20 protein-coding genes and 2 tRNA genes are annotated in these 23,822 nt (G+C 71.0%); 4 read left to right on the plus strand and 18 right to left on the minus strand.

What is annotated here, in order from left to right; genetic code table 11:
- Positions 1-42 precede the first annotated feature (42 nt).
- Positions 43-1,917 (minus strand): AMP-dependent synthetase/ligase, encoded by a 1,875-nt coding sequence (locus RFN52_RS13290; RefSeq protein ID WP_184846258.1) that lies wholly within the window; start codon positions 1,915-1,917, stop codon positions 43-45.
- Positions 1,918-2,165: 248 nt separating this feature from the next.
- Positions 2,166-4,034, minus strand: coding sequence for a translation elongation factor 4 (lepA, locus tag RFN52_RS13295; RefSeq protein ID WP_184846260.1), 1,869 nt, complete (start codon positions 4,032-4,034; stop codon positions 2,166-2,168).
- 240 nt (positions 4,035-4,274) lie between these two features.
- On the opposite strand from lepA, the gene rpsT reads away from it, so the two are divergent.
- Positions 4,275-4,541 carry a 30S ribosomal protein S20 gene (rpsT, locus tag RFN52_RS13300; protein WP_184846262.1) on the plus strand — a complete coding sequence of 89 codons (267 nt, stop codon included), beginning with the start codon at positions 4,275-4,277 and terminating at the stop codon, positions 4,539-4,541.
- 175 nt (positions 4,542-4,716) lie between these two features.
- Here the strand turns inward: rpsT and RFN52_RS13305 are convergent, their stop codons facing one another.
- The gene (locus RFN52_RS13305; RefSeq protein WP_184846264.1) at positions 4,717-5,112 is read right to left on the minus strand and encodes a nuclear transport factor 2 family protein; all 396 of its coding nucleotides are present in this window, start codon (positions 5,110-5,112) and stop codon (positions 4,717-4,719) included.
- Between the two features lie 100 nt (positions 5,113-5,212).
- Here RFN52_RS13305 and RFN52_RS13310 point away from each other — a divergent pair, with 100 nt between their 5' ends.
- On the plus strand, positions 5,213-5,638 hold the full coding sequence (locus tag RFN52_RS13310) for a VOC family protein (protein ID WP_184846266.1): 426 nt from the start codon (positions 5,213-5,215) through the stop codon (positions 5,636-5,638).
- A 340-nt stretch (positions 5,639-5,978) separates the two neighbouring features.
- Here the strand turns inward: RFN52_RS13310 and holA are convergent, their stop codons facing one another.
- The 9 genes from holA to leuS all read right to left on the minus strand — a co-directional run bounded on the left by holA (position 5,979) and on the right by leuS (position 18,252).
- Positions 5,979-6,968, minus strand: a complete 990-nt coding sequence (gene holA / locus RFN52_RS13315) for a DNA polymerase III subunit delta (protein WP_184846268.1) — start codon at positions 6,966-6,968, stop codon at positions 5,979-5,981.
- Between the two features lie 131 nt (positions 6,969-7,099).
- Entirely contained in the window at positions 7,100-7,345 is a 246-nt protein-coding gene (locus RFN52_RS13320; RefSeq protein ID WP_079129358.1) for a hypothetical protein, read from the minus strand.
- Between the two features lie 38 nt (positions 7,346-7,383).
- Positions 7,384-8,265, minus strand: a complete 882-nt coding sequence (locus tag RFN52_RS13325) for a YceI family protein (protein WP_184846270.1) — start codon at positions 8,263-8,265, stop codon at positions 7,384-7,386.
- Between the two features lie 231 nt (positions 8,266-8,496).
- Positions 8,497-9,327, minus strand: a complete 831-nt coding sequence (locus RFN52_RS13330; RefSeq protein WP_184846272.1) for an arylamine N-acetyltransferase family protein — start codon at positions 9,325-9,327, stop codon at positions 8,497-8,499.
- A 4-nt stretch (positions 9,328-9,331) separates the two neighbouring features.
- Complete coding sequence (locus RFN52_RS13335; RefSeq protein ID WP_184846274.1) at positions 9,332-11,938, minus strand: ComEC/Rec2 family competence protein; 2,607 nt, start codon at positions 11,936-11,938, stop codon at positions 9,332-9,334.
- Positions 11,935-13,185, minus strand: a complete 1,251-nt coding sequence (locus RFN52_RS13340; RefSeq protein WP_184846276.1) for a ComEA family DNA-binding protein — start codon at positions 13,183-13,185, stop codon at positions 11,935-11,937. The genes RFN52_RS13335 and RFN52_RS13340 overlap by 4 nt, the downstream gene beginning before the upstream one ends.
- Before the next feature lie 119 nt (positions 13,186-13,304).
- Positions 13,305-14,150, minus strand: a complete 846-nt coding sequence (locus tag RFN52_RS13345) for a DegV family protein (protein WP_184846278.1) — start codon at positions 14,148-14,150, stop codon at positions 13,305-13,307.
- A 72-nt stretch (positions 14,151-14,222) separates the two neighbouring features.
- Positions 14,223-15,068, minus strand: a complete 846-nt coding sequence (locus RFN52_RS13350) for a hypothetical protein (RefSeq protein ID WP_184846280.1) — start codon at positions 15,066-15,068, stop codon at positions 14,223-14,225.
- A 304-nt stretch (positions 15,069-15,372) separates the two neighbouring features.
- The gene (leuS, locus tag RFN52_RS13355; RefSeq protein WP_184846282.1) at positions 15,373-18,252 is read right to left on the minus strand and encodes a leucine--tRNA ligase; all 2,880 of its coding nucleotides are present in this window, start codon (positions 18,250-18,252) and stop codon (positions 15,373-15,375) included.
- A 471-nt stretch (positions 18,253-18,723) separates the two neighbouring features.
- Between leuS and RFN52_RS13360 the strand changes: the two genes are divergently transcribed.
- Positions 18,724-19,989, plus strand: a complete 1,266-nt coding sequence (locus RFN52_RS13360; RefSeq protein ID WP_184846284.1) for a ferric reductase-like transmembrane domain-containing protein — start codon at positions 18,724-18,726, stop codon at positions 19,987-19,989.
- Complete coding sequence (locus RFN52_RS13365; protein WP_184846286.1) at positions 19,986-21,596, plus strand: NADH-quinone oxidoreductase subunit NuoF family protein; 1,611 nt, start codon at positions 19,986-19,988, stop codon at positions 21,594-21,596. Before RFN52_RS13360 ends, RFN52_RS13365 begins: the two co-directional genes overlap by 4 nt.
- 97 nt (positions 21,597-21,693) lie before the next feature.
- Here the strand turns inward: RFN52_RS13365 and RFN52_RS13370 are convergent.
- The 6 genes from RFN52_RS13370 to rsfS form a co-directional block, all read right to left on the minus strand.
- Positions 21,694-21,766 (minus strand) — tRNA-Ala (locus RFN52_RS13370).
- A 97-nt stretch (positions 21,767-21,863) separates the two neighbouring features.
- On the minus strand, positions 21,864-22,097 hold the full coding sequence (locus tag RFN52_RS13375; protein WP_006136074.1) for a hypothetical protein: 234 nt from the start codon (positions 22,095-22,097) through the stop codon (positions 21,864-21,866).
- A gap of 3 nt (positions 22,098-22,100) precedes the next feature.
- Positions 22,101-22,274, minus strand: coding sequence for a hypothetical protein (locus tag RFN52_RS13380; RefSeq protein ID WP_106974245.1), 174 nt, complete (start codon positions 22,272-22,274; stop codon positions 22,101-22,103).
- 200 nt (positions 22,275-22,474) lie between these two features.
- Positions 22,475-22,547 (minus strand) — tRNA-Ala (locus tag RFN52_RS13385).
- A 74-nt stretch (positions 22,548-22,621) separates the two neighbouring features.
- A complete protein-coding gene (locus RFN52_RS13390; protein ID WP_373308471.1) occupies positions 22,622-23,296 on the minus strand; it encodes a histidine phosphatase family protein in 675 nt (224 codons plus the stop codon).
- Positions 23,287-23,733, minus strand: coding sequence for a ribosome silencing factor (gene rsfS / locus RFN52_RS13395; protein WP_184557959.1), 447 nt, complete (start codon positions 23,731-23,733; stop codon positions 23,287-23,289). Before rsfS ends, RFN52_RS13390 begins: the two co-directional genes overlap by 10 nt.
- Positions 23,734-23,822: the final 89 nt, after the last annotated feature.

A 23,822-nucleotide genomic window follows, 5' to 3' on the forward strand; every position in this document is an offset into this window, starting at 1 on the left:
GCCACGACGCACCCGCAGCCGCCACACAGCCCCCGCCGCCCCCTACGCCTCGCGAGAGCCGTCGTACATCTCCTCGATCAGATGCTTGTACTCCCGCTCCACGACGGGCCTCTTCAGCTTCAGGCTCGGCGTGATCTCCCCGTGCTCGACGTCGAGGTCACGCGGCAGCAGCCGGAACTTCTTGATGGTCTGCCACCGCTGAAGCCCCTCGTTGAGCTGCTTCACGTACCCGTCGACCATCTCCACCGTGACCGGCGAGGCGACGATCTCCGCGTACGGCTTGCCCTCCAGCCCGTTGTCCTTGGCCCAGTCGGTGATGGCGACCTCGTCGAGCGCGATGAGCGCCGTGCAGAAGTTCCGGTCGGCCCCGTGCACCAGGATGTTGGACACGTACGGGCACACCGCCTTGAACTGCCCCTCGACCTCCGCCGGGGCGATGTACTTGCCGCCCGAGGTCTTGATGAGGTCCTTCTTGCGGTCGGTGATCCGCAGGTACCCGTCGGGCGACAGCTCCCCGATGTCGCCGGTGTGGAACCAGCCGTCCGGCTCCAGCACCTCCGCGGTCTTCTCGGGCAGGTTGTGATAGCCCTCCATCACGCCCGGGCCGCGCAGCAGGATCTCGCCGTCGTCGGCGATCCGCACCTCTGTGCCGGGCAGCGGCTTGCCGACCGTGCCGGTGCGGTAGGCCTCGCCCGGGTTCACGAAGGACGCCGCCGAGGACTCGGTCAGGCCGTAGCCCTCCAGGATGTGGATGCCGGCGCCCGAGAAGAAGTAGCCGATCTCCGGCGCGAGGGCGGCGGAGCCGGAGACGCACGCCCGCAGGTTCCCGCCGAAGGCCTCGCGGATCTTGGCGAACACCAGCGCGTCGGCGACCTTGTGCTTCGCGCCGAGACCGAACGGCACGGACGCGGTCCCGGTCCGGCGGAAGTTGTCCTGCGAGACCTTGGCGTACTCGCGGGCCACCTCGGCCGCCCACTGGAAGATCTTGTACTTGGCGCCGCCGCCCGCCCGGGCCTTCGCCGCCACGCCGTTGTAGACCTTCTCGAAGATGCGCGGCACGGCCGCCATGTACGTCGGCTGTACCACCGGCAGGTTCTCGATGATCTTGTCGACCCGGCCGTCCACTGCGGTGACGTGCCCGACCTCGATCTGCCCGGAGGTCAGCACCTTGCCGAAGACGTGCGCGAGCGGCAGCCACAGGTACTGCACGTCCTCGGTGCTGACCAGCCCGGTCGCGGCGATCGCCTTCGCCATGTACGACCAGTTGTCGTGCGGCAGGCGCACACCCTTGGGGCGGCCCGTGGTGCCGGAGGTGTAGATGAGGGTGGCCAGCTGGTCCTTGGTGATCGCGCCGACCCGCTCCTTGACGAGGTCGGGGTCCTTCTCCAGCCGGGCCGCGCCGCGCTTCTCCAGCTCGTCCAGGGTGAGGATCCAGTCGGCGGTCTCCACCCCGGCCGCGTCGATCACCACGACATGCGTCAGCTCGGGCAGCTCGGCGCGCTTCTCCTTGGCCTTGGCCAGCTGCTCGGCGTTCTCCGCGATCAGCACCCGGCTCTCGGAGTCCGACAGGATGTACGCGGACTCGTCGGCGTTGGTCTGCGGATACACCGTGGTGGTGGCCGCGCCGGCGCACATGATGCCGAGGTCGGCGAGGATCCACTCGATCCGGGTGCCGGCGGCGAGGGCGACGCGCTGCTCGGGCCGCACGCCCAGCTCGATGAGGCCCGCCGCGATGGCGTAGACCCGCTCGGCTGCCTGCGCCCAGTTCAGCGACTTCCAGTCGTCCGGGCCCTGGCCCGCCGACGACGGGACCGGATACCGATAGGCCTCGGCGTCCGGCGTGGCCGTCACGCGCTCCAGGAAGAGGCCCGCCACGGACGGCGGACGGTTCTCGATCAGGGTCTGTGCGTCGCTCACGACATCCTCCGGGGCCCGCGACAATGCGGCTGGCTCAGGTGCGGCTGGGTTCACTCACGAGCCCTTGTTTAACTCGTGAGTAACTATCGAGCAGGGATCAGAGTAAAGGGCGACCGGCCCGCGCGTAAGGGGCCGCGGCCTGTCACTTCGTACAGAGAGCTACCCCACGTACGCACAGGGCCCGCCGCACTTTCGTACGGCGGGCCCCTGTTCACCCGGATTGCGGTGTAACCCTCGGTAATCCTTGGTTACTTCTTGCCCTTGCCCGACCCCGCACTGTCATCACTCGACAGGACGGCGATGAAGGCCTCCTGCGGAACCTCTACGGAACCCACCATCTTCATCCGCTTCTTGCCTTCCTTCTGCTTCTCCAGCAGCTTCCGCTTACGGGAGATGTCACCGCCGTAGCACTTGGCGAGGACGTCCTTGCGGATGGCGCGGATGGTCTCGCGGGCGATCACCCGGGAGCCGATGGCGGCCTGGATGGGCACCTCGAAGGCCTGCCGCGGGATGAGCTCGCGCAGCTTGGCGACGAGCCGCACCCCGTAGGCGTACGCGGCGTCCTTGTGGGTGATCGCCGAGAAGGCGTCGACCTTGTCGCCGTGCAGCAGGATGTCGACCTTGACCAGGCTGGAGGTCTGCTCGCCGGTGGGCTCGTAGTCGAGCGAGGCGTAGCCGCGGGTCTTGGACTTCAGCTGGTCGAAGAAGTCGAAGACGATCTCCGCGAGCGGCAGCGTGTAGCGGATCTCGACCCGGTCCTCGGAGAGGTAGTCCATGCCGAGCAGGGTGCCGCGCCGGGTCTGGCACAGCTCCATGATCGAGCCGATGAACTCGCTGGGCGCCAGGATGGTGGCCCGCACGACCGGCTCGTAGACCTCCGAGATCTTGCCCTCGGGGAACTCGCTGGGGTTGGTGACGGTGTGCTCGGTGCCGTCCTCCATGAGAACGCGGTAGACCACGTTCGGCGCGGTGGCGATGAGGTCGAGACCGAACTCGCGCTCCAGCCGCTCCCGGATCACGTCCAGGTGCAGCAGGCCGAGGAAGCCGACGCGGAAGCCGAAGCCGAGGGCCGCGGAGGTCTCCGGCTCGTAGACCAGCGCGGCGTCGTTGAGCTGCAACTTGTCCAGGGCCTCGCGCAGCTCGGGGTAGTCCGAGCCGTCCAGCGGATACAGACCCGAGAAGACCATGGGCTTGGGGTCCTTGTAGCCGCCGAGCGCCTCTTCGGCGCCCTTGTGCTGGCTGGTGACCGTGTCACCGACCTTGGACTGGCGGACGTCCTTCACACCGGTGATGAGGTAGCCCACCTCGCCCACGCCGAGGCCGTCGGCCGACAGCATCTCCGGCGAGTTGGTGCCGATCTCCAGCAGCTCGTGCGTGGCGTTGGTGGACATCATCCGGATGCGCTCGCGCTTGTTGAGCTGACCGTCGATGACACGGACGTACGTCACGACACCGCGGTAGGAGTCGTAGACCGAGTCGAAGATCATCGCGCGGGCCGGGGCGTCCGCGACGCCGACCGGCGGGGGGATCTCCGCGACGACCTTGTCGAGCAGCGCCTCGACGCCCAGGCCGGTCTTGGCGGACACCTTGAGGACGTCCTCCGGGTCGCACCCGACCAGGTTGGCGAGCTCCTCGGAGAACTTCTCGGGCTGCGCCGCCGGCAGGTCGATCTTGTTCAGCACCGGGATGATCTTGAGGTCGTTCTCCATCGCCAGGTAGAGGTTGGCGAGGGTCTGCGCCTCGATGCCCTGGGCGGCGTCGACCAGGAGGATGGTCCCCTCGCACGCGGCGAGCGACCGGGAGACCTCATAGGTGAAGTCGACGTGCCCGGGGGTGTCGATCATGTTCAGGATGTGCGTGTCGTTCTTGTCGTGGGTCGGAGCCCACGGCAGACGCACCGCCTGTGACTTGATCGTGATGCCACGCTCGCGCTCGATGTCCATGCGGTCGAGGTACTGGGCGCGCATCTGCCGCTGCTCGACCACTCCGGTCAGCTGGAGCATCCGGTCGGCGAGCGTGGACTTGCCGTGGTCGATGTGCGCGATGATGCAGAAGTTGCGGATCAGAGCCGGATCGGTACGGCTCGGCTCGGGCACGTGGCTGGGGGTCGCGGGCACGCAGGGTCCTGATTCTTGAGGCGTCCGCAGTGTCTGCGGTCTCGGGTCGGATCGATACGTAGCCTCCATGGTCCCACGGGTGGGGACCACGGACGGGTTTGGGCCGCGGAAGGGGCCACTGGTAGCCTGGGTGGCTGTGCCTCGTGCCCTCTCGCAGGAGGCACTACCTCAAGAAATCACCCGGTGCGGGAAGCGCGCGGTTGCGTGCGCCCTCGTGCCAGAACCTGAGAAGGCTCATTCGTGGCGAACATCAAGTCCCAGATCAAGCGGATCAAGACCAACGAGAAGGCGCGGCTGCGCAACAAGGCCGTCAAGTCCTCCCTCAAGACCGCGATCCGCAAGGCCCGTGAGGCTGCTGCCGCGGGTGACGTCGAGAAGGCCACCGAGTACCAGCGCGTCGCCGCGCGTCAGCTCGACAAGGCCGTCTCCAAGGGCGTCATCCACAAGAACCAGGCCGCCAACAAGAAGTCGGCGCTGGCTCAGAAGGTCGACGCGCTCAAGGGCTGACATCTGATGTGACGCCGGAGGGAATCGAGCGGGCCCTCTCTCATCCGCTCCCGTCCGGCACCCCTCGGATCCGCGCGCGGCCTGCGTTCGCCACGCGGGCGCGGATCCAGCAGCTTGAATCGAAGGCCCCGCCTTCCGCTCTTCCCCAGAGCGGCCGGCGGGGCCTTCGGCCCGTTCAGGACCAGAACTCGTTGTTCTTGTCGATGTCCTCGACGCATTCGTCGAGGTCGGTGACCTTGTCGCCGACGATCCGGAAGATGATGCAGCCGGTGTCGTCGAGGGTCTTGCCGTTGCGCTGGGCCGTGAAGCGGGTCATGCCGACCGCGTGACCACGCCCGTCGACACAGATGCCGATCAGATCGGCGCGCATCGTCCCGTTCGTCTCCGCGCCCAGCCGTTCGTACATCTCGATGATCGAGTCCAGCCCTTTGAAGTCACCCGACAACGGGTGGTCTCCGGGCACGTGGTGGGTGGCGTCCCCGGCGATCAGTCCGCGCAGGGTGTCCATGTCACCGCGAGAGAATGCCTCGAATCCCTTGCGGACCAGCGCTGCGTGCGGGTGTTCAGCCATGGTCTTCGCCACCTCTCCGTCACTTGGCGACGTACGGCCGATACACCCGATTCTCCTCTTCGGCAGGAGGAGGGCGACTCGATCACGGCACAGTGGAAACATGGACAAAGCTGACACCAGTGCGCCGGTACTGGTCCGCGTGGCGACCAGGCTCCCCGCCCAGGACCTGGAGCGGGCGCGGCGCTTCTACTCGGAGAAACTCGGCCTGGATCCCGTCGACGAGCGGCCCGGCGGGCTGCTCTACCGCTGCGGCGGCGCGGAGTTCGTCCTGTTCCGCTCCACGGGGTCCTCGCCCGGCACGTTCACGCAGATGGCGCTGGAGGTCGAGGACATCGAGGCGGCGGTCGCCGAGCTGAAGCGGCGCGGCGTCGTCTTCGAGGAGGTCGACGCCCCCGGCTTCCGCACGCAGGGCGGCATCGCCGAGATCGAGGGGAACTACCCGAGCAAGGGCGCCCGAGGCGAACGCGGCGCCTGGTTCCGCGACAGCGAGGGGAACCTGCTGGGGGTGGGGGAGCCGGTGTTCTGAGGCGGGACGGTTCACGGGGCGAGCCGTGCCGAGCGGACCCGGCGCGGGGGCGGCCTCTGAGCGAGCCGTACGGGGACGGCCCGGCGCGAGGCGGTCCCTCAAGCGAGCCGTAGCGGGATGGCCCGGCGCAGGGCGGTCCCCGAAACAAGCCGCAGGCGGATGGCCCGGCGCGAGGCGGTCCCTCAAGCGAGCCGTAGCGGGATGGCCCGGCGCAGGGCGGTCCCCGAAGCAAGCCGCAGGCGGATGGCCCGGCGCGAGGCGGTCCCCGAAACAAGCCGCAGGCGGATGACCCGCGGAGGAAGGTGCCGTCGGGGCCCGACGCCGATCGGCCCGGGTACGGCTAGCCGCGTCCTCTGGAGCGGGCCGCTCGGGCGATGGTGACCACTGCCTTCTCCAGGGCGTACTCGGGGTCGTCGCCCCCGCCCTTCACTCCCGCGTCCGCCTCGGCCACGGCCCGCAGTGCGATCGACACGCCGTCCGGAGTCCAGCCCCGCATCTGCTGACGCACGCGGTCGATCTTCCACGGCGGCATCCCCAGCTCCCGCGCCAGGTCGGCCGGCCGCCCACCCCGCGCGGACGACAGTTTCCCGATGGCCCGGACGCCCTGCGCGAGCGCGCTCGTGATCAGCACCGGCGCCACCCCGGTCGCCAGCGACCAGCGCAGCGCCTCCAGGGCCTCCGCCGCCCGCCCCTCGACCGCCCGGTCGGCGACCGTGAAGCTCGACGCCTCGGCCCGCCCGGTGTAGTACCGCCCGACGACCGCCTCGTCGATCGTCCCCTCGACGTCCGCGACCAGCTGCGACGCCGCAGAGGCCAGCTCCCGCAGGTCGCTGCCGATGGCGTCGACGAGTGCCTGGCACGCCTCCGGCGTGGCGGATCGTCCCATCGTCCTGAACTCGCCCCGCACGAACGCCAGCCGGTCCGCCGGCTTCGTCATCTTGGGGCAGGCCACCTCACGCGCCCCCGCCTTGCGCGCCGCGTCGAGCAGCCCCTTGCCCTTGGCTCCGCCGGCATGCAGCAGCACGAGGGTGATCTCCTCGGCGGGGGCGCCCAGGTACGCCTTCACGTCCTTGATCGTGTCGGCCGACAGGTCCTGCGCGTTGCGTACGACCACGACCTTGCGCTCCGCGAAGAGCGACGGGCTCGTCAGCTCGGCGAGCGTGCCGGGCTGCAACTGGTCCGGGGTCAGGTCCCGTACGTCCGTGTCGGCGTCGGCGGCCTTCGCGGCGGCCACCACCTCCTGCACGGCACGGTCGAGGAGCAGGTCCTCCTGGCCCACGGCGAGCGTCACCGGGGCGAGGGGGTCGTCATTCGCAGTCTTCCTGGCCATTGCGCCAAGCATCCCACGTGCCACTGACAGCGGGCCCGGACGGGACCCCCGACGTGCGGCGACGCCGCAACCGCCCGCGCACAGGACCGGGAGCCGCTACGGCTCCTCCCGCGCGCACGGGACCGGGAGCCCTACGGCTCCTCCCGCCAGCCTTCCCACTCACCGGCCAGGCCGTCCAGCTCCCCGGCGTCCAGCCGCCCGTCCTCGTCCCGCAGGACGACCAGCCACTGCGCGTCCTCGGCGTCGTCCTCCCCGGCCAGCGCGTCCCGCACCAGCTGCGGCTCCTCGACGACCCCGAACCGCTCCCGCAGCGCCTCCACCACCTCTTCCGCCGCGTCTCGGTCGGGCAGCACCAGCACATGTCGCACGTCACTCACGCCGGACATTGTCCGACACCGCGTCGCGGCCCGGCCGCTCAGCCCTTGCGGACGACCTGTACGTCGAGATCGACCCTGATGCTCGGCCCCACCACCGCGATGCCCCGCGCCAGCATGGTCTGCCAGCTCACGGTGAAGTCGTCCCGGTGCAGCTCGGTCGTGGCCCGGCAGGCCGCCCGCACCTCGCCCTCCATGCCGTTGCCCAGCCCCAGGTACTCCGTGTCCAGCGTGACCGTCCGCGTCACGCCGTGCAGCGACAGCGCCCCCGTCACGGCCCACCGGTTCCCGCCCTTGTGCAGGAACCGTTCACTGTAGAACTCCAGCGTCGGGAACCGCTCGACGTCCAGGAAGTCCGCCGAGCGCAGATGGTCGTCGCGCATCCTCATGTTGGTGTCGATGGACGCCGCGTCGATCACCACGTGCATCGCCGACCGCTCCACCGGATCGGTGACCCGTACGACCCCCGCGAACGACTTGAACTGCCCGTGGATCCGGGCCAGTCCGATGTGCCGCGCGGTGAAGGCGATGGAGGAGTGCGCCGACTCGATCTCCCAGTCACCGGCGTCGGGAAGCTCCGGCGGCCGTGCCACCTGGAGCGTCACGTCCCCGAGGGACGCGAGCGTGTTCTCGGCCACCTGCGTGGTCGCCCGGTAGGGCGTGTACCCCTCCGCCGACACCGCGAGCCGGTACTCCCCCGCCGGCACCGTCGTCACGAACGACCCGTACGGGTCCGCTCCCCCGCTGACCACCGGCCGCCCCGCGGCGTCCGTGACCGCGAACTCCGCGTTTCTGACCGGCTCGTTGACCGGGTCCAGCACCCGGCAGGCCAGCACTCCCGCGCTCGGCGGTGTCGGCACCGCCGCCAGGGGACTCGTCCGTTGCACCCGGCTGGTGCGGCTTCCCCGCCAGCGGCCGATCATCCAGACTCCCTGAGTGGCTCGAAATCGCCTGTCGATCACTGTTGATCACACATTGCCGAAGACGCATTCGACCACTGGTGAGGCTTTCGAGGCAACACGGGACCACATCACGGGAATCCAGCAGATGTGCTGGTACTACGCACGAGTAGCCCCGTGTGGTGCCGGGTGGTCCCGGGGTCGCCATATGTGGGCGTATGTAGCCCTGTGTGGCCGGAATTGGCCGCCCCGCGTCTACGCGGGATCTCGCAATGCCGGCACTGTGCCGAGCCCGATCCCGAACCGCTCCCGGTACGCCCCGAGCACCTCCTCGTCCGTCTCCAGCTCCCGCACCTCCCGCGTCCCGTCGGCCTCCGTCGCCGTGAACCTGCGCCCGCTGAGCGTGATCCGTCCTCCGTCCTGCGTCACCCGCGAACAGACCAGCGAGCGCGTGAAATGCGACACCGGTGACGTGCTGTGCCACCACGCGCCGGCCACGAAATCGCCCAGCACCCGCGGCCGCACCTCCAGGCGGTACTGCGGTGTGCCGCCCCGGAACACGTCCAGGTCCGCCGCCTCCACCGTGCCGTGCCCGCCACGCACCCCGGCCGCGTCCGGCTCCGCCTCGACGATGCGGAACGTGCCGCCCGGATCCTCCTGTTCTCCCCGGTCCCCGAACGCCAGCGGAAGGTGACTGTGCGCCCCGAACCCCACATCGGCCAGCCAATCACCCCCGTCCACCGTCCGCACCCGCAGCGCGAGATGGTCGTAGGGGATCCCGAGCCGCCCCTCGTCGCCGTACACCCGCGCCGCCAGCAGCGCCACGTCGTACCCCAGCGCGGCGAGCAACGCCCCGAACAAGCCGTTGAGTTCGTAACAGAACCCGCCCCGCCGCGCGCCCACCACCTTGTCCAGCAGCCGCTTCTCCTCCAGCACGATCTCCTCGCCCAGGTGGATCGAGAGGTTCTCGAACGGCACGGTCTGCAGATGGCTCAGGTGCAGCTCGCGCAGCGCGTCGACCGTGGGCCACGCCGGGTGCTCGACTCCCAGTCGGCGAAGGTAGGCATCAACCTGTGCTGAGTTCATGCCCTCAGTCTCGCGCCACGCTCAGCTCTCCGCCCTCTCCCACGACCGCGAGCGCGCCGTCCCGGTCCGTCCGCAGCACCGCCGCACCCCCGTCGCGCAGCGCCGCCACCGTGCCGGGCGCAGGATGCCCGTACGAGTTGTCCTCACCGCAGGAGATGAGGGCCAGCCTCGGGGCGACCCGGCCCATGAGGCCCGGATCCTGGTACGCCGAGCCGTGATGGGCGACTTTCAGCACGTCCACGCCCTCCAGCGCCTCGGCCGCCGGCGACCGGGCCAGTGCCCGCTGCGCCGGGGGCTCAAGGTCCCCGAGGAGCAGCAGGCGCAGTCCGCCCGAGCGGACCAGCATGGCGACACTGGCATCGTTCGGCCCCTCCGGCACCGGATGAGCAGGAAGCAGCCCCGGGGCCACCCCTGGGGGCGAGACCGGCGGCGAGTCCGGCGGCGGGCTCGGGGGCGGCCACACCACCTGCCAGGCCAACTCCCCCGTACGCCGCTGCTCTCCGGCTGCTGCCCGTGTCACGGGGATCCGCCGTGCCGCCGCGAGTCTCCGTACGAACGCGGCCTGGGCCGCGGGCTCTTCGAATCCTGTCGTCTCGATCGCGCCCACCGCCCGCCCGCGCAGCACCCCGGGCAGGCCCGCCACGTGATCGGCGTGGAAGTGGGTGAGTACGACCAGCGCGATCCTGCTGATGCCCAGTGAGCGCAGGCAGTGGTCGACGAGCTGCGGGTCGGGTCCCGCGTCCACCACGACACCGGTCCCCTCGCCCGCCGCGAGCACCAGGGCATCGCCCTGCCCCACGTCACACATCACCAGCCGCCAGCCCGGCGGCGGCCAGCCCGTGACCACCCGGGTCAGCGGCGGCGGCTGCACCACCACCAGCACCAGCAGCACGCCGCAGACCCCACACCACCAGGGATGCCCGAGCAGCCGCCGTCCGACGAGCACCACCACGAGGGTCACGGCCAGGAGCAGCGCCGCGCCCGTCCACCTGCCCGGCCAGTCCACTCCCGCGCCCGGCAGCGCCGCCCCGGTCCGGGCGATCCGCGCGATCCATTCGGCGGGCCAGTGCGCGCACCAGGCCAGCACCTCGGCCACCGGCATCGCCACCGGCGCCGTGGCCAGCGCCGCGAACCCCAGCACGGTCGCCGGCGCGATCGCGAACTCCGCGAGCAGATTGCACGGCACCGCCACCAGGCTCACCCGCGCCGACAGCACGGCGACGATCGGCGCGCACAGGGCCTGCGCCGCCGCGGCGGCGCCCAGCGCCTCAGCCGGCCTCGGAGGCACCCCCCGCCGCCGCAGCCCGGCGCTCCAGCGCGGCGCGAGCGTGAGCAGGGCCCCGGTCGCCACGACGGACAGCAGGAACCCGTAACTCCGCGCGAGCCAGGGGTCGTACAGCATCAGCAGCAGAACCGCCGTCGCCAGCGCGGGGATCATCGATCTGCGGCGGCCGGTCGCCAGGGCGAGCAGCGCCACGGCCCCGCAGGCCGCGGCCCGCACCACGCTCGGGTCCGGTCTGCACACGATGACGAACCCGAGCGAGAGAGCACCCCCGAGCACCGCCGCCCCGCGCAGGGAGATACCGAGCCGGGGCGCGAGCCCCCGCCGCTCGACGTGCTGCGCCAGGCCCGGCGGCCCGAGCAGCAGTGCGAGGAGAATGGTGAAGTTTGCCCCGGAAACAGCCAAAGTGTGGGTGAGGTCGGTCTCCTTGAACGCCTCCTCCAGCTCCGGAGTGATTCGTGAGGTGTCCCCCACCACCAGCCCCGGCAGCAGGGCCCGGGCGTCCGCAGGCAGTCCGTCGGTCGCCTCGCGCAGCCCGGCGCGCAGACGCCCGGCGAGCCGCTGCGGTCCCGACGGCTCTCCCACCACGACCGGTTCGCCCTGGTCCCGCACCCGCAGCACGGCCGCGATCCGGTCGCCGCCCGTCATCGCGGGCGCCGACCGCGCACTGACCCGCAGCCGCGTCGACGGCAGCAGGCCGAGCCACGGTGACCGCCCCCGCCCACCGGCCTCCCGGCCGGGAGGCGCCGCGTCCGCGTCGACGATCAGCAGCACCGGCGCCCTCGTCGTCACCGCCGTGCCTCCCGCCTCCTGGACGCGCTGCACGTCGGCGTCGATCAGCACGGCCGTCGGAGCAACGTGATCGCCCCGGACCCTCGGCCGGGTGAGCCGTGGGTCCGACGTGAGCTCGACCTCGGCGGTCACCGTCGCGTACTCCCGCGCCAGGCCGGGCACGGGCCCCCGGCGCAGATCGGCCCCGTGCAGCCCGGCCGAGGCGGCAGCCGCGGCCACACACAGCAGCAGGGCTGCCGCCGAGGCCCGCGGCCATGACGCCGTCCGGCGCCGCCGGATCAGAGGCAGCAGTCCGACGGCCACCAGACAGCCGATCACGATGCCGAGGACCCGTTCCGGCGCCGCGTCGAGCATGAGCGCCGCCGTCCCCCAGGCCGCGAGGGCGGGTGGTACGAGCCGCAGGTCCGTCGGGCCCTCCTGGCGTGGACGGGCGGTGCCCAGGCGTGTGCCGGAGGAAGCGTGCACGGACGACCGGGCGGGCCGGAGCCCGGACGCGGCCTCGTCCTGCGGGGACGGCGGGCCGGCGAGGCTCCTCATGGCCGTACGAGGTTCCGCAGGTCGGCGAAACGGCGGTCGCCGATGCCGTTCACCTCGCGCAGTTCGTCCACGGAACGGAACCCGCCGTGCTGCGTGCGGTAGTCGATGATGTGCTGGGCCAGCACCGGGCCGACACCCGGCAAGGTGTCGAGCTGGTCCGCGGTGGCGGTGTTGAGCGGGACGGGAGCCGCCGGTGCGGCCGCCGCTCCCGCAGCCGCACCGGCCGCACCGGCCGTACCGCCAGGGGCCGTACCGCCCGCCCCGGTTCCCCCGACGGGAGCAGGCCCTCCGACGATCACCTGCTCGCCGTCCACGAGGAACCGGGCGCGGTTGAGCCCGTCGGTGTTCGTGCCCGGCTTCACCCCGCCGGCCGCGTGCAGCGCGTCCGCCACCCGCGATCCGGCCGGCAGCCGGTGGATCCCCGGGTCGCGGACCTTGCCGCTGACGTCCACGACGATCGCGGCCGTCCCCGCCTTGACGGACCCGGAGGCAGCTCCGGAAGGAGCCCCGGCAGGCATCCCGGCAGCAGCCGGGCCCCGCTCCCCGGCGGCCTGTCCGCTCTCCTGCCGCTCCCCGAACGGCATTGCCGCCCGCACCACCTCCGGCGGCCGCACTGTCTGCGAGCGGCCTGCCCAGAAGTGCTGCACGGCGAACCCCGCCGCGACGACGAGCACCACCGTCAGAGCCAGCACATTGCGCCGCTCCAGACCGCACCTGGCCTGCAACCACAGCGGCATCCGCTCCCGCAGCGCAAGCCCGGCCCGCTCCCGCCAGGCTCCCTCCGCCACGCCACCGTCCTCGCCCTCCGGCCCGGCGAAAGCACCCACGGCAACCGGCCCTCGCCGGGTCTCTTCGACACCGACGAAACCCGGCGGCCCCGGCGGCCCCGGCGGCCCTGGTGGCCCCTGCCCCGACTCCCGCCGCTCCCCGGCCCGTTCGACCGTTTCCGCCCGCCCCGAAGGCCCGGCCGACCGGGCCGTCCCAGCCGACCCCGCAAGCTCGACAGACCCCGCAAGCTCAGCCGAACCGCCGAGCTCGGCAGACCCGGCAGGCGCCGCCGACCCGGCCGACTCACCGAACAAAACCCCTGCCCGCCGCCGGAGTTCCTCCGCCGACGCATGATCCCGACGGATCCGCCCGCGTGCGACAGACGCGTGCCGACGATGACGGACGCGCCCGTCGGACGCCGGCCCACGGCCCGGCCCACTGGTCGCGGTCGCTGTACGTGAACGTGATCGAAGTCCCATGCGACGAGGATCGGCCACCTCGGCCCCGTCGCGATGATCTTGCTCGATTCCCGGGGACAGTCCACCGGTTGTGGACAACTCCGTCCCTCACACGGGCGATCCGAGCCCCTCAGCAATGTTCACCGGGGCGAAACCACAACTCCCAGCAGCCCGGGCCCCGTGTGCGCCCCGATCACCGCCCCGACCTCGCTGACATGCAGATCGGCCAGTCCGGACACCCGCGTCCGCAGCCGGTCGGCGAGGGCCGACGCCCGGTCCGGGGCGGCGAGATGGTGCACGGCGACATCCACCTGGGCACTGCCCGCGCGGTCGGCCGCGATCTCCTCGAGGCGGGCGATCGCCTTGGACGCGGTCCGCACCTTCTCCAGCGGTTCGATACGGCCGTCGGTCAGCTGCAGCAGCGGCTTCACCGCGAGCGCCGACCCCAGCAGGGCCTGCGCGGCACCGATACGGCCGCCGCGCCGCAGGTAGTCGAGGGTGTCGACGTAGAAGTAGGCGGAGGTGCCCGCGGCCCTCTTCTCCGCGGCCGCGACGGCCTCGTCCACCGTCCCGCCCGACTCCGCGGCCTCCGCGGCGGCGAGCGCGCAGAACCCGAGCGCCATCGCGATCATGCCCGTGTCCACCACCCGCACCGGCACCGGGGCCTGCCGTGCGGCCACGACGGCCGCGTCGTACGTCCCGGAGAGTTCGGCGGAGAGGTGGAGGGAGACGATGCCGGTGGCACCGGACTCGGCGACCTTGCGGTACGTCTCCTCGAAGACCGCGGGAGCCGGCCGCGAGGTCGTCACGGGACGCCGCTTCTGCAAAGCCTGGGCGAGGGCGCGGGTCGAGATCTCGGTGCCCTCTTCCAGTGCCCGGTCGCCGAGGACCACCGTCAGAGGTACCGCCGTGATGCCGTGCCGCTCCATCGTCCGGGCCGGCAGGTAGGCCGTTGAATCGGTGACGATCGCGACATGGCGGGACATGAGCTGGAGGTTACCTGCCGTAGCGCCCGTGCGGCAGTCCGGCCCCCGCGCCCCGCGGCACGCGTGGCCGGATCAAGTGGTGCTCTCGGGGCGGGGCTTCTTCTGCCAGGGGTAGGTCGGGCGTGCTGCCGGCGGCGTGATGGCGGGCCGCACCGGCTCCTGCGCGGAGCTCGACTGCGCGGTGTCCGGCCAGGTCTGCCCGGCCGTGGCGGCATCGGCGGCGGGCGCCTCGGGCCACGGCGGCGGCCCGGACTGCGACGGCGCGGCCTGCTGCCGGGCGGACCCGGACTGCGCCGAGGGCGAGGGCTGCTGCCGGGTGGTCGCGGACTGCGCCGAGGACGAAGGCTGCTCGGAGGACGCGGGTTGCGGCTCCGGAGCCGTCCAGTGCCGCAGCGCTCCGGACTCCAGGTCGATCTGGGCGCTGAGCGAGTCCAGGTCGTCGTCCGCGAAGCGGCGGGCCCGGTCGCGGGCCGCCCAGCGCAGCGAGTCGGCCGAGTGCGTGATGCGTTCGGTTCGCTCGCGCAGCCCGGGCAGCCGCTCGATGAGCGCGGCGCGGTCCGGCTCGGACTCCAGACGCTTGAGCTCGTCGTCCAGCTCGTGGCCGTGCGCACTGAGCCGTTCGAAGAGGCCGACGGACTCCTTCAGGGACTCGTCCTCTGCGACGGCCGCGTGCAGCGCCTCCTGCGTGGTGCGCATCGAGGTGCGCAGCTTCAGCCGGAGCTGGGCCAGTTCCCCCGCGGCGCCGGGCTGGGCGAAGGACTTGGCGCGCAGTGTGTGGTCCTCGACCGTGCGGCGGGCCTGGGTGATGCCACGGTCCACGCCGCGCTTGGCGGCGCCGACCGCCTTCACGGTGGCGTACGCCCCGAGCCCGAACAGAAGCACGATGAGCAGGGCGAAGACGGCGATCACTGCATCCACAAGGGCTCCTCCTCGGACGTCACGGCGCTTCGCGTCGCTCTTCAACGGTAAACGCAACAGGCAGGCCCGGAGTTCCAGAAAAACCCCGAACCTGCCCGTAGGGGACCACCCCGAGAGGGGTCCTGCCCGGGTCCTGCCCGTAGGGGACCACCCCGAGAGGGGTCCTGCCCGGGTCCTGCCCGTAGGGGACCACCCCGAGAGGGGTCCTGCCCGGGTCCTGCCCGTAGGGGCCCCCGAGGGGGCCCTGCACATGGGGCCCTGCCCATGAGAACCCACCCCGAGAGCGGTCCGCACGCCCCGGCGGCTACGCCGGAACGATGTTCACCAGCTTCGGCGCGCGCACGATCACCTTCCGGATCCCGGCCCCGCCCAGCGCGGCGACGACCTTCTCGTCCGCCAGCGCGGCCTTCTCCAGCTCGTCGTCGGAGATCGACGGCGCGACCTCCAGCCGCGCCTTGACCTTGCCCTTGATCTGCACGACGCAGGTCACGGTCTCGTCGACGACGTACGCCGGGTCGGCCACCGGGAAGTCCTGGTGCACCACCGAGTCGGTGTGCCCCAGCCGGCGCCACAGCTCCTCGGCGATGTGCGGGGCCAGTGGCGCGACCATCAGCACCAGGGCCTCGGCCACCGGGCGGGACACGGCCCCGCCCACCTTGGTCAGGTGGTTGTTCAGCTCGGTGACCTTGGCGATGGCGGTGTTGAACCGCATGCCCTCCAGGTCGCCGCCGACCCCGTCGATCGCCTTGTGCAGGGCCCGCAGCGTGTCCTCGTCGGGCTCGGCGTCCACCACCGTCAGGTCGCCGGTCGCCTCGTCGACGATGTTGCGCCACAGCCGCTGCAGCAGCCGGAACTGGCCGACCACCGCGCGCGTGTCCCACGGCCGGGAGACGTCCAGCGGGCCCATGGCCATCTCGTACAGGCGCAGCGTGTCGGCTCCGTACTCGGCGCAGATCTCGTCCGGAGTGACCGCGTTCTTCAGGGACTTGCCCATCTTGCCCAGCAGCCGGGAGACCTTCTCGCCCTGGTACCAGTAGGCGCCGTCGCGCTCCTCCACCTCGGCGGCCGGCACCGCGATGCCACGGCTGTCGCGGTACACGTAGGCCTGGATCATGCCCTGGTTGAACAGCTTGTGGAACGGCTCCGCGGAGGAGACGTGGCCCAGGTCGTACAGGACCTTGGACCAGAAGCGCGCGTACAGCAGGTGCAGCACGGCGTGCTCGGCGCCGCCGACGTACAGGTCGACGCCGCCGTGCGGCTGGCCCTCGCGCGGGCCCATCCAGTACTGCTCGATCTCGGGGTCGACCAGCTTCTCGGAGTTGTGCGGGTCCAGGTAGCGCAGCTCGTACCAGCAGGAACCGGCCCAGTTGGGCATGGTGTTGGTCTCGCGCCGGTACGCGCGCGGACCGCGGCCGTCGCCCAGGTCCAGGGTGACGTTGACCCAGTCCTCGTTGCGCGACAGCGGGGTCTCGGGCTGGGTGTCGGCGTCATCCGGGTCGAAGGTGCGCGGCGAGTAGTCCTCGACCTCGGGCAGCTCCAGGGGCAGCATCGACTCGGGCAGCGCGTGGGCGATGCCGTCCTCGTCGTAGACGATCGGGAAGGGCTCGCCCCAGTATCGCTGGCGGCTGAACAGCCAGTCGCGCAGCCGGAAGTTGACAGTGCCCTCGCCGACGCCGGACCGCTCCAGCCACTCGGTGATGCGGGCCTTGGCCTCGGCGACGTCCAGGCCGTCCAGGCTCACCTCGTCGTTCGAGGAGTTGATGATCTTCGCGTCGTACGACGAGAAGGCGTTCTCCCAGGTCGAGGTGTCCGTGCCGCGGCCGTCGGTCGGCTCGACGATGCAGTGGATCGGCAGCTCGAAGGCGCGCGCGAACTCGAAGTCGCGCTGGTCACCGGCCGGGACCGCCATGATCGCGCCGGTGCCGTAGCCCATCAGGACGTAGTCGGCGATGAAGACCGGGACCTGCTCGCCGTTGACCGGGTTGGTGGCGTACGCGCCGATGAAGACGCCGGTCTTGTCCTTGGCCTCGGCCTGGCGCTCCACGTCGGACTTCGAGGCGGCCTGGGCGCGGTAGGCGGCGACGGCCTCGCCCGGGGTCGCGTGACCGCCGGTCCAGACGTCGTGCGTGCCCTCGGGCCAGGCGGCCGGGGTGAACTTCTCCACCAGCGGGTGCTCGGGCGCCAGCACCATGTAGGTGGCGCCGAACAGGGTGTCGGGGCGGGTGGTGAAGACGGTGATGCGCTCGCCGTCGATGGGGAAGTCGACGCGGGCACCCTCGCTGCGGCCGATCCAGTTGCGCTGCTGCAGCTTGATGGCCTCGGGCCAGTCCAGCTCCTCCAGGTCCTCCAGCAGCCGGTCGGCGTAGGCCGTGATGCGCATGTTCCACTGGCGCAGCTTGGCCTTGAAGACCGGGAAGTTGCCGCGCTCGGAGCGGCCCTCGGCGGTGACCTCCTCGTTGGCCAGCACGGTGCCCAGCCCGGGGCACCAGTTGACCGGCGCGTCGGAGGCGTAGGCCAGCCGGAACTCACCCAGGACGTCGGCCTTCTCGGCGGCGCTCAGCTCGCCCCACGCGCGCGTGTGCCCCGGTACGGGCCGCTCACCGGACTCGAACGCGGCGACCAGCTCGGCGATCGGGCGGGCCCGGCGGGCGTCGTGGTCGTACCAGGAGTTGAAGATCTGCAGGAAGATCCACTGGGTCCACTTGTAGTAGTCCGGGTCGATCGTGGCGAACGACCGGCGCTTGTCGTGGCCCAGGCCCAGCCGGCGCAGCTGGGACTTCATGTTCTCCATGTTGGCTTCGGTGGACACGCGCGGGTGCGTGCCGGTCTGCACCGCGTACTGCTCGGCGGGCAGGCCGAAGGCGTCGAAGCCCAGGGTGTGCAGGACGTTGTGGCCGGTCATCCGCTGGAAGCGCGCGAAGACGTCCGTGGCGATGTAGCCCAGGGGGTGGCCGACGTGCAGGCCCGCACCGGAGGGGTACGGGAACATGTCCATGATGAACTTCTTGGGGCGGGCGACGATCTCCGGGGCACCGGCCAGGTCACCCTTGGGGTTGGGTGCGGCGTAGGTGCCGTCGGCGTCCCAGAAGTCCTGCCAGCGTGCCTCGATCTCGGCAGCCATGGCGGCCGTGTAGCGGTGCGGCGCCGCCACCTCGGAGGTGGCGGCGGGGTTCGTCTCGCTCATGATCCTCAAAGCTCCATCGATCGTCTCTGCCTGCGGCTGTCTGATTCGAGAAACGAAAAATCCCCTCGCACAGGAGGGGACGCCGCGCCGATGCCGGCCACTCGGTTCGTCCGGTGGCCGGGACTGATCAGCGCGGCCCGCTAAGCAGAAGGCGTACGGCACGCATGGCGCTAGGGTACCGCAGGCCCCCAGCGCGTCGCGACGCACTTCCGAGGGGCTGTCTCGGTGCCCAAACAAGCTGAACCAAGGTCAATAGTTACTTCGCGTAACAGCTACTAAAGGACATCACAGCAGCCAGATTGTCCTTTGATAACAACGCAATAACTCAAACCTCGTACTGATCGGTATGGCTCCGCTTAGAGTTCGGCAGCGGGACCGCTGCTTTCCCGAACCGCTCGGAGTTGCCCCCATGAACCCTCATCGCAGTATCAGCTCGCCACCCCCGCACGCCGGGACGTGGGGAGGCCGGTCGTGAATCCCTACGACTCCACGGCAGACGACTCGTTCGCCGAGTTCCTCAACTTCGGTGCGGGCGTGTTGTCCCTCGTGTGTCTGACGGCATCCGTGATCTGGGGCCTCGTGGCCCAGGACCGGATCCTTCTCGACGCGCGCCGCCGCATCCTGGCGCAGGCCGTGCACCGGACCACGGCCGTCGCCTCGATCGCCTTCCTGCTGGTGCACATCGGGGTGAAGTTGGCGCTGTCCCACACCTCGTGGGTCGCCGCGGTGATCCCCTTCGGGCTGCTGTTCACCGACGACGAACTGGTCGCGGGCCGGTCGTTCCTGATCGGCCTGGGCACCCTGGCAGGCATGCTCATGATTTTCGTGGGCATCACCGGCGTGCTGCGTAACCGCTTCGCGTCCCCCGCGCCGGTCGCCGCCCGCTGGCGGGCCATGCACATGCTGGCCTACCCGGCCTGGTGCGCCGCCCTGGTCCACGGACTCTACGCGGGTCGCGCGGCCAAGCCGATCTTCCTCATCCTGTACTGCCTGGCCCTGGTCGGCGTGGCCGGAGCGCTCGCCCTGCGCGCCGCTCCGCGCCAGGTCAAGCGCAAGGTCGCCGACAAGGTCGCCTCGCTGATCGGGCCCGGTGAGGGCCTGGGCCGCAGGGATCTGGAGGAGAGCCGGGCCCGGGCCGGCGCCGGCTCCGCGCTGCCCGGCTACGACGGCCGGGAGACACCCGCACGCCCCTCGGCGTCCCCGTCCGGGCCGCTGTACGAGAGGGCGGAACGCCCCGCGGCCAAGGAACCGGCGAACGGCTTCGCCGCCGCCTACCGGGCCGTCTCGGGCCCGCCCCAGGGCCAGCAGGCCTTCGCGCCCGGGCCGACCACCAGCATGCAGCTGCCGCTGGACATGCAGCCCACCGAGACCATCCCGACCGTGGACGGCCCCTCCAGCACCTCGGGCAACTGGCCCATCCCGTCCCCGCCCCCGGTCGGCGAGGCCCCGCCGTCCGCCTACGACCCGCTCCAGGACACGGGCTTCAACATCCCGCCCTACGACCCCCTGCAGGACACCGGACAAAGCATCCCGGCCTATGGCAATCCAGGCGCCGCCGGTTACGGATCGAGTGACGTGTACGACACGGGTGAGACGAATGCCGTCTACGACACGTACTACCCGAACGACACGTACAACAGCGGTCCCGCCACTGACACAAATCCCGGTGCGTCCTACGACTTCGACGCTCCGGGATCGGGCGAACCTTGGAACACGCCTTCCGGAGGCTTTAAGTGAACGAGGCCCTGCCCGACGTACCCGAAGTCCGCGTGGTCGGTCTTCCCCAGCTCACGTCGGGCTTCGACCTTGTCGATCGGCTCGATCTGCCCATGCACCTCAAGGTGCACGGGCCGCTCGAGCCGATGGGCGGTGAGCAGCTCGCGCAGCTCGCCGAACGCATCAACCTGAAGGGCCGCGGCGGCGCGGGCTTCCCCTTCCACAAGAAGCTGCGCTCGGTCGCCGAGGCGGCGATCAAGCGCGGCGTCCGGCCGGTCGTCGTCGTGAACGGCAGCGAGGACGAGCCGGCCTGCCGCAAGGACACGGTGCTGATCAACCGTGCTCCTCATCTGATCCTGGACGGCGCGCTGCTGTGCGCCGAGGCCTTGGGTGCCCGCACGCTCGTGGTGGGGGTCACCCGTGAGTCGACCCAGCGCTCCATGGAGGCCGCGCTCGCCGAACGCGGCCTCAACAACGGCCGCCGCTCGGCGCTGCGCGCGCGTGTCCAGCGCAATCCGGTCCGCATGGTCACCGGTGCGGCCGCGTCACTGATCCGCTCGATCGACGGCGGGCCGGCCATCCCGCCCGGCCGCAAGGTCAGCGCCTCGCAGAACGGCGTCGGCGGCGCACCCACCCTGCTGTCCAACGCCGAGACCTTCGCCCAGCTGGCGATCGCCGCCCGCATCGGCCCGGAGCGCTACGGCAACACCGGCCTGTACGACGAGCCGGGCACCGTCATGCTCACGGTCTCCGGCGCGGTCGCCCGCCCCATGGTGATCGAGGTCCCGACGGGCGTGCCCCTGCGGTACGTCCTGCAGCTCGCCGGCGCACCGCCGGTACCGCAGGGCGTGCTCACCGGCGGCTACCACGGCAAGTGGATCGACGCGGCGACGGTCAACGAGGCGATCGTGTCCCGCAACTCCCTGGACGCCGTGGGCGGCGCGCTCGGCGCCGGCGCGATTCTGCCGATCACTCAGGACACCTGCCCGCTGGGCGAGTCACTGCGGGTGGCGCAGTGGCTGGCCGAGGAGAGCGCGGGCCAGTGCGGCCCCTGCTACCTCGGTCTGCCCGCCGCCGCGCGCGGTCTGGAGGACATCCTCAACGGCGGCGGGCCGGCCGCCCTGGAGGCGCTCAAGCAGGTCGCCAAGAACGTGAAGCGGCGCGGCGCGTGCTCGCATCCGGACGGCTCCGCGATGTTCCTGGAGTCGACCATCAAGGCGTTCACGGACGACCTGGCCGCCCACGTCCTCGGCAACGGCTGCGGACGGCCCGTGGAGGGCGTTCTGCCGCTCTTCGAGGGCGGCAAGGCCCCGACGGGCATCCCGGGCGGCGGCGAGTCCGAGGAGAACGGCCCCAGCCGCCAGAAAATCTACGTCGACTGGACGCTGTGCCGGGGCCACGGGCTGTGCGCGGACATCCTTCCGGAGGTGTTCCAGCTGGGGGCCGACGGCTTCCCGACCGTGGCGCAGGCACAGGTGCCGCGGTACGCCGAGGCGAAGGCTCTACGCGCGGTGCGCCGCTGCCCGGCGCTGGCGCTGCGCATCGAGGAGGCGGGCGCGCCGGGCGCGCCGTCCCGCAACCTCCCGGTCCTCTCCCAGGGCCGCGGGCGCCGCGCTCTCGGCCGCTGAGCACACGTACGGCGGGCCCCTGGAAGGGGCCCGCCGTACGCATACCCACGACAAGAAGGCGGGTCATCCGATCGGATGACCCGCTTCTCAACTTCTGTGGAGCTAAGGAGAATTGAACTCCTGACCTCCTGCATGCCATGCAGGCGCTCTACCAACTGAGCTATAGCCCCTTGCCGGTGCTCCTCCGGGTTTCCCCGGCGGCGAAGCCAACATTACTGGCCCATCAGCCCCAACACCAAATCGGTTTCGCTTCGCCCGAAATGCCCGTTATGCCGTGACGAACGAGTAGAACCGCTTGAGCGTGCAGTGCTCCTCCAGAAGCCGGCCGTAGATCGGCTCGCCCTCCAACTCGCGGTACGTCTCGATCGGGTCGCCTTTTATGATCAGCGCCCGCGCGCATTCCTCGCACCAGTACTGGTAGTCGGGATTGATCGGTTCCATGTCGCGGACGATCGGAGTCCCACTGCCGCACCAGTCGCACTTCCGCCTGTGTGCACCCATCGATCAGCTCCAGCTGTGGCCGCAGGCCGTGCACACGTAGGAAACCCCGCCGTTGTCGCCGAGCATCTGGGCCACGTGCGCGGAACCGCAGGAAGGGCAGCTGAGGCGGGTGGACATGTCCCGTGTGAACGCTGCTCCGAGGAGGTGGTCGACCTCCTCGCGGATGCTCGCAGGCATCGCTACTCCTCCCGTCGGGCCGCGCCCCCTTCCGGCCGTTTGATTCTGCCACGGCCGGACCAATACGGTCAGCGACGCCTCAGTACCAGTCCGGACACGGCACCCGGCGGGGCCGTAGAGGTATACGCCTCAGCCAGGCCGAGTGACTCAAGCCGGAGCACGAAAAATCCCGCCCCCTGAGCGGGAACGGGATCTTGACGTGGAGCTAAGGAGAATTGAACTCCTGACCTCCTGCATGCCATGCAGGCGCTCTACCAACTGAGCTATAGCCCCTTGCGCTCTCCCCGTCTGGCGGGGCGAACAAGAAGAACTTTAGCCTGCGACCTGCCGGAAAGTGAAATCCGGGGTCAGTCGTCGTCGCCGAGCACCGGTTCCGGCAGGGTGCCGGCATTGTGCTCCAGCAGGCGCCAGCCGCGGGCGCCTTCGCCGAGCACGGACCAGCAGCAGTTGGAGAGTCCGCCGAGGCTCTCCCAGTGGCGGGGATCGAGACCCAGCAGGCGGCCGATCGTGGTGCGGATCGTGCCGCCGTGACTGACCACGACGAGCGTGCCGTCCTCGGGGAGCTTCTCCGCGTGCCGGAGCACCACGGGGGCGGCTCGGTCGGCGACCTCGGTCTCCAGTTCGCCGCCGCCACGGCGGACGGGCTCACCGCGCTTCCACGCGGCGTACTCGTCGCCGTACCGGGCGATGATCTCCTCGTGCGTCAGGCCCTGCCAGACGCCCGCGTAGGTCTCGCGCAGCGCCTCGTCGTGGGTGATGTGGAGGCCGGTGAGCGTGGCGAGCTCGGCGGCCGTGGCCGCGGCGCGCCGGAGGTCGGAGGCGACCATCGCGTCCGGCTTCAGGGAGGCGAGCAGCCGGGCGGCGCGGCGGGCCTGGGCGAGACCGGTCTCGGTCAGCTCGACGTCCGTGCTGCCCTGGAAGCGGCGCTCCACGTTCCACGAGGTCTGGCCGTGCCGCCACAGGATGATGCGACGGCCACGGCCCGTTCCGGCGGACGCCTCACTGATGGAGGTCACCGCCACTCACCGTCCAGCTCCGCCGCCTCCTCGGCCGCGCGCAGCTTGGCGTGCTCCTCGGCCTTGCCGCGGGTGGCCTTGGCCTCCTCGGGCAGTTCGAGCTCGGGGCAGTCCTTCCACAGCCGCTCCAGGGCGTAGAAGACACGCTCCTCGCTGTGCTGCACGTGGACGACGATGTCGACGTAGTCGAGGAGGACCCAGCGGGCCTCGCGGTCGCCCTCGCGGCGCACCGGCTTCGCGCCGAGTTCCTTCGAGAGGCGCTCCTCGATCTCGTCGACGATCGCCTTGACCTGGCGGTCGTTGGGCGCCGAGGCCAGCAGGAAGGCGTCCGTGATGGACAGCACGTCACTGACGTCGTAGGCGACGATGTCGTGGGCCAGCTTGTCGGCGGCCGCCTGGGCGGCGGTGTTGATCAGCTCGTGAGAGCGGTCGGTCACGGTCACTGCATGGCTTTCGGTCGGCGGACACTTGCCACCAAGGGTCTCACGGACCGCCGTGCGCCCCCTACGCGATAACCCGGATCACGTGAGGG

The sequence above is a fragment of the Streptomyces collinus genome (assembly GCF_031348265.1).
GTDB classification, from domain to species: domain Bacteria; phylum Actinomycetota; class Actinomycetes; order Streptomycetales; family Streptomycetaceae; genus Streptomyces; species Streptomyces collinus.

Excerpts from the sequence above, each read along its gene's own strand:
- RFN52_RS13305 (WP_184846264.1), bottom strand. The coding sequence starts at position 5,112 with ATGGCTGAACACCCGCACGCAGCGCTGGTCCGCAAGGGATTCGAGGCA.
- RFN52_RS13310 (WP_184846266.1), top strand. The coding sequence starts at position 5,213 with ATGGACAAAGCTGACACCAGTGCGCCGGTACTGGTCCGCGTGGCGACC.
- holA (WP_184846268.1), bottom strand. The coding sequence starts at position 6,968 with ATGGCCAGGAAGACTGCGAATGACGACCCCCTCGCCCCGGTGACGCTC.
- RFN52_RS13325 (WP_184846270.1), bottom strand. The coding sequence starts at position 8,265 with ATGATCGGCCGCTGGCGGGGAAGCCGCACCAGCCGGGTGCAACGGACG.
- RFN52_RS13330 (WP_184846272.1), bottom strand. The coding sequence starts at position 9,327 with ATGAACTCAGCACAGGTTGATGCCTACCTTCGCCGACTGGGAGTCGAG.
- RFN52_RS13335 (WP_184846274.1), bottom strand. The coding sequence starts at position 11,938 with ATGAGGAGCCTCGCCGGCCCGCCGTCCCCGCAGGACGAGGCCGCGTCC.
- RFN52_RS13340 (WP_184846276.1), bottom strand. The coding sequence starts at position 13,185 with ATGGGACTTCGATCACGTTCACGTACAGCGACCGCGACCAGTGGGCCG.
- RFN52_RS13345 (WP_184846278.1), bottom strand. The coding sequence starts at position 14,150 with ATGTCCCGCCATGTCGCGATCGTCACCGATTCAACGGCCTACCTGCCG.
- leuS (WP_184846282.1), bottom strand. The coding sequence starts at position 18,252 with ATGAGCGAGACGAACCCCGCCGCCACCTCCGAGGTGGCGGCGCCGCAC.
- RFN52_RS13375 (WP_006136074.1), bottom strand. The coding sequence starts at position 22,097 with ATGGGTGCACACAGGCGGAAGTGCGACTGGTGCGGCAGTGGGACTCCG.
- RFN52_RS13380 (WP_106974245.1), bottom strand. The coding sequence starts at position 22,274 with ATGCCTGCGAGCATCCGCGAGGAGGTCGACCACCTCCTCGGAGCAGCG.